Below are 16970 nucleotides of genomic sequence, written 5' to 3'. Positions count from 1 at the left end.
GGACGACTATACAATCGAACCGGAGCTGCTCCTGCGGGCCTATGCCACCGGGGTCTTCCCGATGGCCGAAGAAGCAGACGACCCCGAAATTTTCTGGGTTCGTCCTGAAAAGCGCGGCATCATCCCGCTTGATAGCTTTCACATTCCGAAAAGCCTGCAGAAAACAATCAGACAAGCAGTTTTTGAAATCCGGCTCGATAGTGACTTTGAGGGCGTTATCGACGGCTGCGCAAGCGGTACCGGCGAACGAGCGCGGACATGGATCAATGCGCCGATCCGCGAAGCCTATCAGAAACTCTTTGACGCTGGTCATTGCCACACAGTCGAAGCATGGCATGACGGCCAACTCGTGGGTGGGCTTTATGGCGTCACGCTCGGACGCGCCTTCTTTGGCGAGAGCATGTTTACACGTAAGCGCGACGCTTCAAAAGTCTGCCTCGCCTATCTGGTCGAGCATCTGAAACGACAGGGTTTTGTACTGCTTGATACGCAGTTCACGACAGCCCATCTGGAGCGCTTCGGTGCAATCGAAGTTCGGCGCAAAAAATATGAAGGGCTTCTCGATGAAGCACTTCAGGGCGTCGCCATTTTCTGAAATGAAAGATTACTTGCGCTGATCTGGCGGCGGAACGTCGGACTTCTGCTTGCAGTCTTTAAGCCAAACGTCATAAATTGGATGTTCAACAGCGTTGAGACCCGGACTATCGGCAAACATCCATCCGGTAAAGATACGGCGAATTTTGCGGTCGAGGGTGATTTCATCAACTTCGACAAAACCGTCTGTGCGCGGCGCTTCGTTCTCGGTGCGCGAATAGCAAACCTTTGGCGTTACCTGAAGCGCGCCGAACTGCACAGTTTCATTGATGTAAACATCGAAACTGGTGATGCGGCCGGTGATCTTGTCGAGACCCGAAAACTCTGCAACAGGATTGGAAATACGTTCAGCATAAGCTGCATTAAAGCTTGAAGTGCCAGCGAGCAGAGTGAGCAAAGCCACCTTTGCTGCCTGCTTGAACCAGTTCTTTCCGTTAATAGCCGTGCCGGTGGAATGCTTCGTCAAAACGGATATCCGTATTAATCTGGTTAAATAATGAGCCGGAACAACTCCTAATCGTCAATTGTGACGATTCGTGGCCCAGCTGCAAGCAGCAATGCTTTGCTACCGTATGTGTGATCCAACTATCCTCAAACCTTTTGCGTTAGACAGGCCTTAGATCTGAATGAATCAAATCAGCGCTCTAAAATTTTGATGTTGAGCATAATCTTATCGCCCCCGATTCACTCCGGTCGAATTATGCTCTCATACCGCAAAAGAGAAAAAACCGGCATGAGCTCCATGCCGGTTTAAAGCTTCAAATCAGCTGCCCGGTGTCCAGGCATCGTATTCGCCGGTTACGCGTGGGCGCTCGGCAGGAGTGGTTCCCGGAATCGCGATCGATCCCTTCGGACGATAAGCCAGCGACGAACCAGTCAGGTTCTGCAGGTGTGGCTTCTGCCAGTCACGCGGCTTGTAGTCTTCCTTGCTTGGCGGCGTATCAACGCGGTGATGCATCCAGCCATGCCAGCCCGGAGGAATAGCGCTTGCTTCCGCATAACCATTGAAAATGACCCAGCGGCGGGTGCGACCCTCAGAGTCCTTGCCACCCTGATAGTAGACATTGCCGAACTCATCTTCGCCGACCCGTTCGCCTTTGCGCCAGGTGTGAAGGCGGGTGCCAAGCGTTTGGCCATTCCACCAGGTGAAGACTTGCGTAAGAAATTTCTTCATGACCTATCCAGATCCGTTATTGCCACAGGCAGATTAACTGCCGGGTTTTCAACGCTTATGGCCCTATCAAAGGCCCAAGGCAAGGGGCAAGTTGCCGCTGTCACAAGAGTATGAAGCGCATCCCGAAAAGTGTGAAGTGGTTTTCGGATATGATGCGCGTTAAAGCAAAAGACTACATACTCCAGCCTTCGAGAGACTTTTCCATAATCAGCACGGGCTCCTTGCAATTGGGATCGCCCCAATCTTCACTGCGGCCCACGCGGGCATAGCCTTTGCGCTCGTAAAAGCGCACCGACTTTTCATTGCGTTCGATCACTTCAAGCCGCATCGTGTTTACGCCCGGAAAAGCCATTTCGACTTCTGCCAGAAGCATTGTGCCGATGCCCTGCACCTGCGATTCAGGACGCACATAGAGCTGATGGAGCGAGGCCTTGCCCTCTCCGGTCTGGCTCGCAAAAGCCATGCCGTCGATGCCACCCTCGCCGTTATCTGCAACGATGAATTCAGAATATGGCTTCTTGAGATTGGCTTTCAGCGCCGCAACCGAGTGCCATTTGCCGGTGACGGCATTCACCGTTTCCCGGCCAAGAATATCGTCGAAAGTCGCGTGCCAGGTCGAGACCAGCAATTCATGCACGGCCTTAAGATCTGCCTCACTGGCGCTGCGAACCCACATTATTCTTCAATCCCGAGCTTGGACTTGACCAGATCATTAACAGCTTGCGGGTTGGCCTTGCCACCCGTTGCCTTCATCACCTGACCGACAAACCAGCCAGCCATGCTTGGCTTGGCCTTGGCCTGTTCGACCTTATCCGGGTTGGCTGCGATAATATCGTCAACGGCCTTTTCAATCGCACCGGTGTCCGTAACCTGCTTCATGCCGCGTTCTTCAACGAGGCTTTTCGGGTCGCCACCTTCATTCCAGACGATTTCAAACAGTTCCTTGGCGATCTTTCCGGAAATCGTACCGTCTTTGATCAGATCGATGATCGCGCCGAGCTGAACTGGTGAAACAGGCGATGTTTCAATGTCCTTGCCCGTCTTGTTCAGCGCACCAAGTAGATCGTTGATGACCCAGTTTGCAGCCAGTTTGCCATCACGACCATCGGATACTGCTTCGTAATAATCCGCAATCGCCTTTTCCGAGACCAGAATCGAGGCGTCATAAACCGAGATACCGAGTTTTTCGACCAGACGGTCTTTCTTGACATCCGGCAGCTCAGGAAGATCTGCGGCAAGCGCATCAACGAAGGCCTGATCGAATTCGAGCGGCAGAAGATCTGGATCAGGGAAATAGCGATAGTCGTGCGCTTCTTCCTTGGAGCGCATCGAACGGGTTTCGCCCTTCACAGGATCAAACAGGCGCGTTTCCTGATCAATAGAGCCACCGTCTTCCAGAATAGCGATCTGACGACGTGCCTCATATTCAATCGCCTGACCGACGAAGCGGATCGAGTTGACGTTCTTGATTTCGCAACGCGTGCCGAATTCGCCGCCCGGACGACGAACGGAAACGTTCACGTCTGCGCGCATCGAACCTTCGTCCATGTTGCCATCACAAGTGCCGAGATAACGGACAATCGTGCGCAGCTTGGTCAGATAAGCGCGGGCTTCGTCGGACGAACGCAGGTCTGGCTTGGAAACGATTTCCATAAGCGCCACACCGGAACGATTGAGATCGACATAGGACATCGTTGGATGCTGGTCGTGCAGCGACTTGCCCGCATCCTGCTCCAGATGCAAACGCTCAATACCGATCTCTACGTCTTCGAACTGGCCCTTATTGTCAGGACCAACGGAGATCATGATCTTGCCTTCGCCGACGATTGGCTGCTTGAACTGCGAAATCTGATAGCCCTGCGGCAAATCGGGGTAGAAATAGTTCTTGCGATCGAAAACCGACTTCAGATTGATCTGAGCATTCAGGCCAATGCCGGTACGCACAGCCTGTTTGACGCATTCAATATTAATGACAGGCAACATGCCCGGCATCGCGGCATCCACCAGAGACACATTCGCATTCGGATCTGCACCGAAGGATGTGGAAGCGCCGGAAAATAGCTTGGACTCGGACGTGACCTGAGCGTGGACTTCCATGCCAATGACGATTTCCCAGTCGCCGGTGGCGCCAGAGATGAAACGTTTTGGTTCAGGCGTACGCGTATCAATAAGGGTCATAGTAACTCGTCTATCTCTTCCTGTGCGACGCAATGCGCAGCAAAAATTCTATCTGACTTTGGCTAAAACAAACGGCGAGGACTGGCAAGCCTTCTCTGCCCTTCAGGGTGATTTGCTCAAGGTTTCATAGGCAGTTTCGTCACTGAAACTTCGCTAAAGCCTATACGCCTGTAAAGCTTTTCAGCTCCAGAGGGGTTATTCTGCTCCACTTTCAAACTAATCGTTGTCTGATTACGTTGAAAGAAAAGCCGAAGAACACAAAGCAAAAGCGCTTCGCCGAGCCCTTCCCGCCGCCTGCTTTGATCGACAACCAAATCCTTTACGAAAGCACTATTCCAACACTGCACAAATGCTACAGGGCGACGGACCTGATCGAGAACCAGAACGGCCAGTTCCGGATCATATTCGCTATCGGCTATCAAACCATTGTACCAGCTGTCGAAATCAGTGACCGAACCGCCGCCGCTGGCATAGGCCCGAAGCAGCAAATCATGAGTAGCTCGTGCATATTCATCAGAGAAGGTAACTACACTGACATCGGCCGGCCATGCAGGTTGGCGTGGCTCTTCCTGCATCGTCAGCTCTAAATGGAGATATGGCAATCCATTCATGTCACACCTTCAACGGACGAACTAAGCTTCAAATGAAAAGGCCGCGCAGTGCGCGGCCTTCTCGAATAGTTCAGACTTGGAAGAATTAAGCCTCGTCGGACTTTTCTTCTGCCTTCTTCTTAGGAGCGGCCTTCTTCTTCGCAGCAGCCTTCTTGGCTGGCTTTGCTTCCGAAGCTGCATCTTCGTCTTCTGCAGTCAGCTCTTCCTTCGAGACCTTCTTGTCGGTCACGTTGATGTTTGCGAGCAGATGGTCAACGACCTTTTCTTCGAAGATAGGTGCGCGGAGGTTAGCAACTGCATCCGGCGTCTTGCGCAGGAATTCGTAGATTTCCTTTTCCTGACCTGGGTAGCGACGTACCTGGTCGTAAACAGCGCGCTGCAGTTCTTCTTCAGAAACTTCTACGCCTGCCTTTTCACCGATTTCGGAGAGAACCAGACCGAGGCGAACGCGGCGCTCAGCTAGCTTGCGGTATTCTTCGCGAGCAGCTTCTTCAGTGGTTTCTTCGTCTTCGAAGGTGCGGCCAGCCTGCTGCAGATCGAAGTTGATCTGCTGCCAGATGTTGTTGAATTCTGCTTCAACGAGCTTTTCTGGCGTTTCGAACTGGTAATCGCCATCGAGTGCGTCGAGAATCTGACGCTTTACCTTCTGACGGGTGATCTGGCCGTACTGGCTTTCGATCTGTTCGCGAACAACCTGACGCAGACGCTCAAGCGACTCGATGCCGAGCTTCTTAGCGGTTTCGTCGTCGAGAACGAGTTCGCCAGCCTTTTCAACGCCCTTAACGGTGATGTCGAAGGTTGCTTCCTTACCTGCGAGGTGCGCGGCACCGTATTCAGCAGGGAAAGTTACGTTGATAACCTTTTCGTCGCCAGCCTTGAGGCCAATGAGCTGCTCTTCAAAGCCTGGAATGAACTGACCCGAACCGAGAACGAGCTGCGCATCGGTGTCTGCGCCGCCTTCAAATGGTTCGCCGTCGAGCTTGCCGAGATAGTCGATCGTTACGCGATCTTCATTTTCGGCCTTGCCCTTCTTGGATTCAAAAGTGCGGGTCGAAGCAGCAACGCGCTTAACCTGTTCGTCAACTTCTTCGTCCGAGATGTCTACGACTTCGCGGGTGACAGCAATCTTCGAGAAGTCCTTGACTTCGATCGCTGGCAGAACTTCGTAAGTCAGCGAGAAAACGAAATCGGCCTTGCCGTCCAGAACCTGTTCAGCTTCTTTTTCGTCTTCCGACATCGAAACGACAGGCTGTGTTGCCGACTTTTCATTGCGGTCAGCAAGAATCGAACGCGACGAATCATTGAGGATTTCGTTCACGATCTCAGCCATGAAGGACTTGCCGTAGGTCTTGCGCAGGTGTGCCGTTGGCACCTTGCCTGGACGGAAGCCATTGATCTTGGCGCGACCACGGGCAGTTTCGAGCCGCTCAGAGAGCTTGGCTTCGAGATCTCCGGCCGGAACCACGACTTTAATCTCGCGCTTCAGCCCTTCATTGAGCGTTTCGGTAACCTGCATGTTCAAACCTTCACTTCTTGTCATTGTCCCGCCGTTTCCGGCGTTTGTGCCTCGTCGCGGGAGAGAAATTCTTTTGCCTTAAGGCAGTTGGTGCGGATAGAGGGACTCGAACCCCCACGGTCTCCCGCCAGAACCTAAATCTGGTGCGTCTACCAATTTCGCCATATCCGCCTCTGAACCGAAGTGCATTCCACCGAACGCACTAAATTCGCCTCAGATATTGAACCGCCTCTCGAAAGCGCGCGTCTCTATATCATTCAATTTTCCCGGTTCAAAGGAAAAAAGCCGTTTCACCGGCATAGATTTACCAGCTCTTTCAAGCCGAAGCGCTTTCGTGCTTTCCGCCCCTATATAGCGATCTTGTCGTCTTAGCCAAGCCCCTTTTCGTTCAGAAGCCGATTAATAGAGCGGCTCCTGATAAAGTTGCTCGCCATTATCACGTAAAGCTTTCATGACAGCCTTGCCTGTATCGTCAACGGCAACCACGGCAGTGATCTGTAAATCACGCTGGCTATCCTCAATTGCACGCCCCTCACCCTCCGGCACGTAATAGCGTTCTATGCCGTAACGCATACTGATTGTCGCATCAGGATAATCAGAAATCGCATAGACCGAATGGCCGCGAATCTGCTTCTCGTCAGAAGCGAGATCAGTAAACGGCTCAAAGGACGCACGCGAAAGATGCCACAAGCCCTGAGCGTCGGGCTTCAGCGCTACATAGACTGTGCGGGTACCGTCCTCAGGCTTGCCCTGAATGATGTTGCGGTTGATCGATGTGATGTCATAGCCGAGGATAACGTAATCACCACGCATCAGATCACGCGGATCAATCGGTCGTGTCTGCAGCACGATCTCATTGCCAGACCGAAGCACTGAGGCGCGTTTCTCAATACTTGCATAAAGAATGCCCGTCTGGAGCACTGCAGCGACAACGGCACCGGCATAAAGCCACTTACTCTTGAATAAGCTCATGGCTTTGCCTCCACTTGGCGCTTTCGCCCGAACCGGCTCTCCATACGTCGCACGAAGGCTGCAAGGAGCAGTACCAGTACGCCTGCCGTGAGGAAGAAACCGGATGTGCCGATCATCGAGCCGACCGTCGAGAAGGCGAGATAAAGCACTTCAAACGAGAAAGCTGCATAGGCAATGGAACGCAAACTGCCATTGTCTCGCCCGCACACGGCTAACGAACCAATCGATAGCGCCAGAATGAGAATGCCATAGACGACATCCTGCGTGATGTTCTTATCAAAGATGATGGAAAGCATCTTGTCGACTTGCAGTATGCCAAGCGCCAACAGCGCAAGCAGCAGGCCGTAGGATGCCAGCGGATGCGCAAAGCGTGTGAGCTTCTGAAGCGCATCATGGGCAAAGGCGTCGGCGAGCATGAAAGCAATACCGATAACCAGCATCATGCCAAGAATCGCCCGGCTTTCGTTTTCAGAATAAAGAAGCACCGCCCAGCCCAGAACGAACAGGCACCATAGATGGGCTGCGTGGCGGGATTGCGTGAAACGCGCGGCAACTGCCCCAACCAAAACCAGCAACGGGCCTACCCATCGGTAATTCAAGTCGCCATATTCGTTGCTGAACGCATAGGTCCCCAAATAAAAGCAGGCGACGGCTGCACCGAACACAGCCAGAACCGGAGAGCGCAGCAGAAACGCTGCTACAAGAACACCGCCCGCCCAGACCACAGCCGCTGAATGAACATCGCCAGACAGGTGATACATCTGACCAACAAGTGCGATGCCTGCGCCGAATGATGCCGCCGCTATTATATAGAGCACCTGCGGTAACAGCTTGTCGCCGCGCAGCTCACGCCATGCACCGCCGATATAGCACACCCAGATCAATGCGAAGATAAGACCGATACGCATGATGCGCGGCATATCCTGCCAGTTGGCTGCAACCAGCATGATGACCGCAGCGCCAAGCAGCAGCCCGCCAAGTGTTGCGAGAACAGAGCCGAGACTGAACCGGGGGCCACGTTTTTCAAGATCGGCATTCAGCCGCGAAGCCGTGTCGGCATCGATAAGGCCATCATGCTGCCATCGCTCGATCAGGCGCTCTACTGAAACTGAAAACGACAAAACAACTCCCGAACAATCTATCCGTTGATACGAAGCTTAATCCAAGTGGCTGGTGGTTAGATTCCGATATTTGTAACCGGACGAGACTCGCGTTGAACAAATATCGGAACCTAAAAACCACCAGCAATATTATGAATCTAGTGGATTTTTCGAATTTGACGTTTGGAGCAGCATGTATGTCGGTCCGTGTCCAAACGTCAAATTCAATCCACCAGGAAACATATAAGAAACTCGCCAGCCGGCAAATAGTTAGGTCGAGGTCCTTTACGGCAATTTTGTGCCTGAACAGTCTAATCGATTTAGTCCGTCGTGCAGAACCCGCAGAGCAGCTATGCAAACTCGGGCCTGCAAGTAGCGAAAACAATGAGTTATATAATGGGCAACACAACGAGATGAATTGAACCACAGTTCCTCAAAGATGAAGGAATAAAACGATGAACCTGCTTCGCTCATACAACAACTGGCGCCGTTACCGCGATACTGTCAACGAGCTTAACCAGCTTTCGACTCGCGAACTTAACGATCTTGGCATTTCCCGCGCAGACATTCCGTTTGTCGCACGTCAGTCCAAGGGACGCTAATCAGATTTGACTTTGCTGGGCCTGAATCCTCCTCCCATCAGGCCCGGTTCGTCGCAAAGCACTCCTCCTCCCATGCTTTGCGATACCAAGACCGGTCTCTCCTCCTCCCAATTCCGGTCTGACAATAATGGCATCCGTCGCACCTCCTCCCGCGCCGGATGCCATTTGTTTTTGTGGTATAGGTTCCCTGCTCTGATGCGCTTCTCCCATTGAAGGCGACATTCAAAGGAGGTAAGGGATTTGCCATGTCAAAAGATACCAATCTCTCCCCCGTACATGTCGTTGGCGGCGGCCTCGCAGGCTCCGAAGCCGCGTGGCAAATTGCGCAGGCTGGCGTTCCTGTGGTTTTGCATGAAATGCGCCCCGTTCGCGGCACAGACGCGCATAAGACGGAGCAGCTTGCAGAGCTGGTCTGCTCGAATTCTTTCCGCTCGGACGACGCTGAGACCAATGCCGTCGGCGTACTTCATGCCGAAATGCGCCTTGCAGGCTCGCTGATTATGGCTTGTGCCGACGCACATCAGGTTCCCGCTGGTGGCGCACTTGCGGTCGATCGTGAAGGCTTTTCGCAGGCAGTGACTGCAAAACTAGAAGCGCACCCGCTGATTACCATTGAGCGCGAAGAAGTCACCGGCCTACCGCCCGAAGACTGGGGCACGACCATTGTTGCGACCGGCCCACTGACTGCGCCGACTCTTGCAGAAGCGATTCAAGTACAAACAGGTGCTGATGCGCTCGCTTTCTTTGATGCCATCGCGCCGATCATTCATTTTGATTCGATCAATATGGATGTGTGCTGGTTCCAGTCGCGCTATGACAAGGTTGGGCCGGGCGGCACCGGTAAGGACTACATCAACTGCCCTATGGACAAGGAGCAGTATGAGGCTTTCGTTGCTGCCCTCATCGAAGGCGACACGACCGATTTCAAGGAATGGGAAGGCACTCCCTATTTCGATGGCTGTCTGCCTATCGAAGTGATGGCCGAACGCGGCCCGGAAACCTTGCGCCATGGCCCGATGAAGCCAATGGGCCTCACCAATGAGCACAATCCAACGGTCAAGGCCTATGCGGTCGTGCAGTTGCGTCAGGATAATGCGCTTGGCACACTCTACAATATGGTCGGTTTCCAGACGAAATTGAAATACGGCTCGCAGACCGGCATCTTCAAAATGATCCCCGGCCTTGAGAATGCAGAATTTGCGCGTCTCGGCGGCCTGCACCGCAACACCTATCTCAATTCGCCAGTGCTGCTGGATAATGTGCTGCGGTTGAAGTCTCGCGAAAACCTTCGCTTCGCTGGCCAGATTACCGGCTGTGAAGGTTACGTCGAATCATCGGCAATCGGACTGCTGGCCGGACGTTTCACCGCTGCTGAAAAGCTTGGCAAGACACCGGTGGCACCGCCGCAGACCACAGCTTTTGGTGCCCTGCTCGGCCATATCACTGGCGGCCACATTGTTGCTGACGACGATGAACCGGGTAAACGCTCATTCCAGCCAATGAACGTGAATTTTGGTCTGTTCCCACCAATCGACGTGCCTAAACCAGAAGGCAAGCGGCTGCGCGGCAAGGAAAAGACGCTTGCAAAAAAGCGTGCGCTATCTGCACGCGCACTCGCCGATTTCCAGGAATGGCTCGGCAACAACGCGTAAGTTTCGAAAGAAATTTACAGTTTTAATTCAAAAAGATAAGGCGGTTTTCTTATTCAGGAAAACCGCCTTATCTGTTTTAAAAATTAGAGCGAAACATCAGCCATTGTTTGCGTATGGCTGACAGGTCAGCCACCTGATCAGCAGCTTTACTACCAAGCCGTTCAACAGAGCTGAGATAGGCCGGAACAAGCGCCAACGGCAGAAATGCAGGGCTGAGGCTTTTGGGCAGATCTTTCTTGGCCTTATCAAAGATTGCCAGATGTTCACGCGCGAGAGCCATCATCACAGTGATGACGCGCTCATGAGCGGATTTGTCGTCGTTGCCGAGGAAGGCTTCGCGCGTCACGCCAACCGCCTGCAGCATATCGGCAGGCACATAAAGCTGCCCGCGACGACGATGAATCGGCATAAGGCGCAAGAGGCCAGTCACGGCCTGTGCAACTCCGGCATGGCCGACTGTCTCGGTATGGGCCTGCGCCGCATCACGATCAAGAATGAAACCGGCTAGCTGGATAAGTGCCGACGCGGTTTCGCCGCAATAGCCTTCCAGATCGTTCCGGCTTGGCATTGGGTCGTCATAGAGATCGAAAATGCGGGCATCGCAATAATTGTCGAAAGCCACGCGCGGCAGATCATATTTGGTAATCGTATCGATCAGCGCTGCAGCAACAGGGTGGGCATCTGCACTGCCCCGTTCCTCACCATTGATGAGATCGCGCCACCATTGAAGACGGACTTCACCGGGTAGTGGCTCGTGTACCAGATCGCGAATCCGAGCAATTTCTGCATTAAACGCATAAAGCGCCGCAAGCGCGCCGCGTTTTTCTTCCGGCGCATAGAGCACCGAAAGATAACGATCCCGGTCAGCTTCGCGCAGAAGCGCCAGGCAATGTGCCTCATTCTGGTTCATGGAAATCAGTCTACCGCAATCAGCGCCGCTGCTACTGCACGATCTTCGGCGAGCAGCACATTATATGTGCGCACCGCAGCGCCCGTACTCATTGGATCAGAGGAAATACGATGCTCACGCAGCATAGCGCGCACATCTTCCGGAATGCGGCGAAGATCCATTCCCGTTCCCACCAACAGGATTTCAATGTCACTTGCCTGTTCAAGAATGGCGCCCAGATCACGGCGTGACAGGATTGGCGGCGTCTGCGGTTCCCAGCCATGAATGCCGGATGGCAGGCACAGAATAGAGCCAATATGCGACATATCGGCGAAGCGGAAACCGCCATTACCATATGCATCAATTGGTGCGCGGCCCGGAAAGTGGGCCTCACGAATTTCTATACCCTTAGCCATGTCTAATTATCCAGATTGAGCGACTGTGCAAGATCATCGCCCATTGCATCGTCACCATCAGCAGCGCGCGGCTTGAGACCGAACTGTACCAGCAAAGGTGCTGCGATAAAGATCGAAGAATAGGTTGCCACGATGATGCCCACGCTCAATGCCAGTGCAAACATGCGGATATCTGCTCCACCAAACATATAGAGCGGAATATGCGCAATGAAAGTCACAAAGGCTGTCGGCAATGTACGCGACAAGGTCTGATTTATGGAGGCATCAATAATCGCGGGCAGCGGCGCACTGTTATAGCGCTTCAAGTTTTCACGCACGCGGTCATAAATCACGATGGTATCATTCAACGAGTAACCGATGATTGTCAGAACCGCCGCAACACTCCAAAGATTGAATTCCATGCGGAAGACAATGAAGACGCCCGCCAGAATGATGACGTCGTGCAGCGTCGAAAGAACAGCGCCAAGCGCCAGCTGCCAACGGAACCTGATCCAGACATAGACGAAGATACCGGCAAGCGACAGGAACAGCGCAAGAAGACCTGCCTGTGACAGCTGCTCCGAAACGGTTGGCCCGACAACCTCGACACGCTGGAACGAGTAGTCCTGCTCGAATTCACCGCGCAGTTTCACCGCAACGGTCTGTTCCGCATCGTCGCCCACTTCCTGGCTACCAATAAGGACAAGCGCAGAACGTGGGGATTTGACAGGCAGCACGCGCGCGCTCTCAATATTGAGTTCGCTCATGCGTTCTTCAATGTCAGCCAGATTGGCGTCACCGCTGCGAGCCTGCAATTCGACCATCGAACCACCACGGAAATCGATGCCGTAATTGATGCCGATATTGACGAAGAGAGCGACAACGATTGCTGAAGCCAGAACGGAAATGCCGAGGGTCACGAACTGAAGACGCATGAACGGAATATGCGTAACGGTCGGAACGAGCTTCAGGCGACGCTTCGGGATTTCTTTCGGCTTTGCCGTGCGCACCCATTGGGCGATCAGCAAACGCGTGAAGGTCAGCGTCGTGAATAGTGTTGTAAGGATACCGATTGTAACAGTGAGCGCAAAGCCATGTACCGGACCTGAGCCAAGCAGGAACAGAACGAGAGCTGCAATCATCGTTGTGAGGTTGGCGTCAACGATGGTCGAAAGCGCGCGATAGAAACCAGATTCCATCGCCTGAACAACGGAATAGCCTTTTCGGCGATCTTCCCGCACACGTTCGTAAATCAGAATATTGGCATCAACGGCCATACCGATGATCAGCACCAGACCCGCAACGCTGGCAAGCGTTATCGATGCTCCAATCAGTGATATGATCGCTATCAGAATGATCATGTTGACGACAAGCGCCACCATGGCGATCACGCCGAGGATGCCATAGGACAGGATCATGAACAGGCCGACTAGCAGCGCCGCCAGAAGTGCTGCGGATACCGCTGCACTTGCATAGTCGTCACCCAGAGCCGAAGCGATGGTACGTTCTTCAAGAACTGAAACAGCCTTTGGCAACGCGCCCGAACGCAGAACGACGGCCATATTATTGGCAGCCTGCAGATCAAAGCCGCCAGAAATTTCAAGCTCATTCGTGTCAAGCTGTCCGTCTACGACAGGCGCTGAAACAACCTGATTATCGATGACAATTGCGAAGCTCTTGCCAGCGGCCTGAGTGGTCGCAGCAGCGAGACTGCTGCGCCCCTTCTCGTCCAGCGTCAGCGTAATGACTGGTTCGTTATCATCTTCGGCAAGGGTTGCTTTTGCATCGGTAACATCTTCACCGGTAAAAATTGGCTCGTTCTTGACGAGATAGCCGACTGGTGGATCGTCATAGGAATAGACCACCGCGCTGTCAGCTGGTGGTTCTCCGCGGATCGCATCGTCGGGAGACATGCTGTCATCAACCGAACGGAATGAGAGATTGCCACGAATACTGAGAATATCTTTCAGAAGCTGGGCGTCATAAAGGCCCGGGACTTCAACGCGAATCCGATTACGGCCCTCTTCCTCGACGATAGGGCTGCCGTAGCCAAGTTCTTCCAGACGCTGCCGCATAATGTCTTTAGTGCGATCAAGATCGCCACTGGCAGCATTCTGCACCTGAAGGACGAGCCGAGAACCACCCGAAAGATCAAGGCCGAGTGCGACCTGCTTTGTGGGCAAAAATCCGGGCAGATTTGCCAGTGTTTCACGCGAGAAAAAATTAGGCGACGCAATGATGAAGCTGGCAATGATTGCCAACCAGATCAGAGCCGATTTCCAACGTGAAAAATAAAGCATCGAGCAGCAAATCCGTTTCGGCTTGGGTAGATCGTGCTGGAGGAGTGCATTCGCGAACTGCCCTCCGGCTTTGTGAACGCGCCATATCCAGAGACACGGCACATGCACGATAATGATCGAGCCCCGGTTATGGAAACCTTACCGGGGCTCGATTAGTCTGGTAAAAATTACTTGTTCTTGTTGTCGGCGACTGGTTCGCCCTTAACGCGCACTTCAGAAAGAGCGCTGCGCAGAACGCGGATCTTAACGCCTTCAGCGATTTCAACATCGAGTTCGCCGTCGTCATGGACCTTCTGGACCTTACCGACGATGCCGCCACCGGTCACAACCGTGTCGCCGCGACGAACTGCTGCCAGCATTTCCTGACGCTTCTTCATCTGGGTACGCTGAGGGCGGATGATGAGGAAATACATGATTACGAAAATCAGGACGAAAGGCAGAATGCTCATGAGCATATCTGGCCCCATAGCGCCGCCGCCGGAAGCTTGAGCGAAAGCTGGTGTTACGAACATTAGGAACTCCTCTGAAGTCTCGAAGACAAATTCTTTACGGCATTACAATGGTTAGCGCGACAATTGCAACCGGCGAAGGCCCTACTGCGCCAAGGTCGCACACTTTTCCCACCCGCTGTGGCATGTTAAGCCCTGATCCTCACTATTTGAGGGCTTGGAATGACCACCGAAAATATACTCAGCCAGAAACTAGACCGCCTGATTGCTGCTTTGGAGCGCATTGCACCACCGCAACCAGGCATACCTGATCTTGAAGCCGCTGACTGCTTCGTCTGGGCACCGGAGCGACTGACACTTGATCCGGTCAAACGTGTTAATCGCGTCGATATAGCGCTCATTCGTGGCGTTGATTTGGTGCGTGACCAGCTTGTCGACAATACCCGCCGTTTTGCCAAAGGTTATCCGGCAAACAATGTCCTGCTCTGGGGCGCGCGCGGTATGGGCAAATCATCGCTCGTCAAGGCTGCTCAAGCCAGCGTCAACGCCGAACAGGCCGACAAACTGCCGCTCAAGCTCGTTGAAATCCACCGCGAAGATATCGACAGCCTGCCCTCCCTGATGAATATCATCAAGGAAACGGACTATCGCTTCATTCTGTTCTGCGATGATCTTTCGTTCGATCACGACGACACGTCCTATAAGTCGCTGAAAGCTGCACTTGAAGGTGGCGTTGAAGGCCGTCCAGACAACGTAATTTTCTATGCGACGTCCAATCGTCGTCATCTGATGCCGCGCGATATGATCGATAACGAGCGCTCGACTGCCGTTAACCCATCGGAAGCGATTGAAGAAAAGGTTTCGCTGTCCGATCGTTTCGGCCTGTGGCTTGGTTTCCATAAGTGCAGTCAGGATGACTACCTGGCGATGGTTGATGGCTATGCCGCGCATTACAAGCTGGATTACGATCCGCAGGCGATGCACGCTGAGGCGCTGACCTGGTCGACCACGCGTGGCAATCGCTCAGGCCGTGTTGCCTGGCAATATATTCAGGATCTCGCTGGCCGGCTCGGCAAAGCGATTTAAGGTTTTTCCAGCAAAAGTGCGAAGCGGCTGTGTGTCGGATGATGCGTAAAAACAGACAGTTAAAGCGGGTCCAGGGATTCATTCTAAACTGGAACCGCAGTAACTGAAAGCATAAAGAAAAAGGCGGGTCCGAGACCCGCCTTTCTTATTTACATGATCCAATTCCGATCAGGATTCCAGATACTTGGATGGATTGACCGGCGAAGAGTTCTTGCGCACTTCAAAGTGTAGCTTTGGCGACTTTGCGTTGCCGCTCATGCCAGACTTGGCGATATCTTCACCGCGACGAACCTTCTGACCGCGCTGCACGAGAATCTGGCTGTTGTGGCCGTAAACCGTAACCAGACCATTGTCGTGGCGGATAAGAACTGTCTGGCCGAATTCTTTCAGACCGTCACCTGCATAAATAACGACGCCGTTTTCAGCAGCCTTAACAGCGGTACCTTCCGGCACCATAATGTCGATGCCATCATTCACGGAAGTGCCGTCACGCTGACCGAAGCTTGCGAGAACGCGACCGCGAACTGGCCATCGCATCTGCGAGATACCGGTTGAAGATGGCGCAGCGGACTGATCCTTTTCCGCATCTTCAATGACCTTGTTGCTCGCCTGAGGCGGCGTGTAAGGCTTGACGTTCGATGCTGCGTCAGGAGCAACCGAAGCGGTCTGCACAGGTGCAGGAGCTGCAGGTTTCACTGGCTGAGGTGCAGCGGCTGCAACCTGCGTTGCCGCACCTGCTGCCGATGGGATAGCCAGATTCTGACCGACGCGGATTGCTCCGTTTGTCAGGCCATTTGCCTGCTTCAACTGTTCAACCGGTACGTTGTGCTTCTGCGCAATCGAGAAGAGCGAATCACCTGACTTAACCGTGTAACCACCACCAGCTGCGGCAGGTTGTGGAGCAGCGTTCGCGACTGGAGCAGGAGCAACAGTATGATTTGCGGCAGGCAGAGGAACGCCATTTGCGGTGGCAGGCAGCTGACCCAGAACCTGCGACTTCGCATTGGCAGCTGCATTATTTGCAGCACCGGCAGCACTGGCGACCTGAGTTCCGGCATTGTTAACGGCGCCATTCACGTGATTGGCGGCATTATTTTGCGCCTGATAAACCTGATTCTGTGCCTGCGTTGCAGCAGCAGCGACCGGTGCAGACGACACAGGAGGCAGGCTGTTACGCTGTACGGACCCACTCGAAACCGGCTGAGCCGCCGCCACTGGCGCAGATGCGTAAACATCGCCAGCAGGCTGTTGTTGCACAACACGCTGATTAGACGTGGAGCCTGTGTAAAGACCATCCGTGAAGCGCATCGTATCGGCGCTACACCCTGCACCAAAACCGGCAATGAGAACGATCGCTGCATTCCGCAGAAGACGTTCGGACGTATGCTGCAATATTGGAAAACGCATGTTCAACTCGCCCAACTCTAAAACTCACTTGGACTCATTAAAACG

General features: G+C 53.5%; 17 protein-coding genes and 1 tRNA gene. 4 read left to right on the top strand and 14 right to left on the bottom strand.

Translation table 11 applies throughout. The features are described 5' to 3' along the window. The first annotated feature begins 25 nt into the window (after positions 1–25). Entirely contained in the window at positions 26–595 is a 570-nt protein-coding gene (aat, locus tag KMS41_04355; protein ID QWK78770.1) for a leucyl/phenylalanyl-tRNA--protein transferase, read from the top strand. A gap of 9 nt (positions 596–604) precedes the next feature. Here the strand turns inward: aat and KMS41_04350 are convergent, their stop codons facing one another. The 9 genes from KMS41_04350 to KMS41_04310 form a co-directional block, all read right to left on the bottom strand. Beyond that, positions 605–1075, bottom strand: coding sequence for a DUF2155 domain-containing protein (locus KMS41_04350; protein ID QWK78769.1), 471 nt, complete (start codon positions 1073–1075; stop codon positions 605–607). 282 nt (positions 1076–1357) lie between these two features. Then, complete coding sequence (locus KMS41_04345; GenBank protein QWK78476.1) at positions 1358–1768, bottom strand: NADH:ubiquinone oxidoreductase subunit NDUFA12; 411 nt, start codon at positions 1766–1768, stop codon at positions 1358–1360. A gap of 172 nt (positions 1769–1940) precedes the next feature. Next, entirely contained in the window at positions 1941–2444 is a 504-nt protein-coding gene (locus KMS41_04340) for a GNAT family N-acetyltransferase (protein ID QWK78475.1), read from the bottom strand. After that, positions 2444–3946: an Asp-tRNA(Asn)/Glu-tRNA(Gln) amidotransferase subunit GatB gene (gatB, locus tag KMS41_04335; GenBank protein ID QWK78474.1), complete on the bottom strand. Its 1503-nt coding sequence runs from the start codon at positions 3944–3946 to the stop codon at positions 2444–2446. Before gatB ends, KMS41_04340 begins: the two co-directional genes overlap by 1 nt. 116 nt (positions 3947–4062) lie before the next feature. Beyond that, positions 4063–4521, bottom strand: coding sequence for a GNAT family N-acetyltransferase (locus KMS41_04330; GenBank protein ID QWK78768.1), 459 nt, complete (start codon positions 4519–4521; stop codon positions 4063–4065). Between the two features lie 121 nt (positions 4522–4642). Next, positions 4643–6097, bottom strand: coding sequence for a trigger factor (gene tig, locus KMS41_04325; protein QWK78473.1), 1455 nt, complete (start codon positions 6095–6097; stop codon positions 4643–4645). A 64-nt stretch (positions 6098–6161) separates the two neighbouring features. Then, positions 6162–6244 (bottom strand) — tRNA-Leu (locus KMS41_04320). A gap of 228 nt (positions 6245–6472) precedes the next feature. Beyond that, positions 6473–7045, bottom strand: a complete 573-nt coding sequence (locus KMS41_04315; protein ID QWK78472.1) for a GDYXXLXY domain-containing protein — start codon at positions 7043–7045, stop codon at positions 6473–6475. After that, on the bottom strand, positions 7042–8166 hold the full coding sequence (locus KMS41_04310; protein ID QWK78471.1) for a DUF2157 domain-containing protein: 1125 nt from the start codon (positions 8164–8166) through the stop codon (positions 7042–7044). Before KMS41_04310 ends, KMS41_04315 begins: the two co-directional genes overlap by 4 nt. 434 nt (positions 8167–8600) lie before the next feature. On the opposite strand from KMS41_04310, the gene KMS41_04305 reads away from it, so the two are divergent. Next, positions 8601–8747: a DUF1127 domain-containing protein gene (locus KMS41_04305; protein QWK78470.1), complete on the top strand. Its 147-nt coding sequence runs from the start codon at positions 8601–8603 to the stop codon at positions 8745–8747. Positions 8748–8992: 245 nt separating this feature from the next. Beyond that, the gene (trmFO, locus tag KMS41_04300; protein ID QWK78469.1) at positions 8993–10399 is read left to right on the top strand and encodes a methylenetetrahydrofolate--tRNA-(uracil(54)-C(5))-methyltransferase (FADH(2)-oxidizing) TrmFO; all 1407 of its coding nucleotides are present in this window, start codon (positions 8993–8995) and stop codon (positions 10397–10399) included. Between the two features lie 76 nt (positions 10400–10475). On the opposite strand, the gene KMS41_04295 is transcribed toward trmFO, so the two are convergent. From KMS41_04295 to yajC, 4 genes are all read right to left on the bottom strand, one after another. Then, positions 10476–11309: a phytoene/squalene synthase family protein gene (locus tag KMS41_04295; GenBank protein ID QWK78468.1), complete on the bottom strand. Its 834-nt coding sequence runs from the start codon at positions 11307–11309 to the stop codon at positions 10476–10478. Positions 11310–11314: 5 nt separating this feature from the next. After that, positions 11315–11704: an Mth938-like domain-containing protein gene (locus KMS41_04290; protein QWK78467.1), complete on the bottom strand. Its 390-nt coding sequence runs from the start codon at positions 11702–11704 to the stop codon at positions 11315–11317. A gap of 2 nt (positions 11705–11706) precedes the next feature. Next, the gene (gene secDF / locus KMS41_04285; protein ID QWK78466.1) at positions 11707–13983 is read right to left on the bottom strand and encodes a protein translocase subunit SecDF; all 2277 of its coding nucleotides are present in this window, start codon (positions 13981–13983) and stop codon (positions 11707–11709) included. 167 nt (positions 13984–14150) lie between these two features. Next, entirely contained in the window at positions 14151–14495 is a 345-nt protein-coding gene (yajC, locus tag KMS41_04280; GenBank protein QWK78465.1) for a preprotein translocase subunit YajC, read from the bottom strand. A 159-nt stretch (positions 14496–14654) separates the two neighbouring features. On the opposite strand from yajC, the gene KMS41_04275 reads away from it, so the two are divergent. Beyond that, a complete protein-coding gene (locus tag KMS41_04275) occupies positions 14655–15518 on the top strand; it encodes an ATP-binding protein (GenBank protein ID QWK78464.1) in 864 nt (287 codons plus the stop codon). Positions 15519–15686: 168 nt separating this feature from the next. Here the strand turns inward: KMS41_04275 and KMS41_04270 are convergent, their stop codons facing one another. Then, on the bottom strand, positions 15687–16940 hold the full coding sequence (locus KMS41_04270) for a M23 family metallopeptidase (protein ID QWK78463.1): 1254 nt from the start codon (positions 16938–16940) through the stop codon (positions 15687–15689). Positions 16941–16970: the final 30 nt, after the last annotated feature.

It is taken from the genome of Ochrobactrum sp. BTU1 (assembly GCA_018798825.1).
Lineage (GTDB): Bacteria > Pseudomonadota > Alphaproteobacteria > Rhizobiales > Rhizobiaceae > Brucella.
Note: the sequence above shows the minus strand (reverse complement) of the source record. Positions and strands in the feature narration are given on the sequence as shown.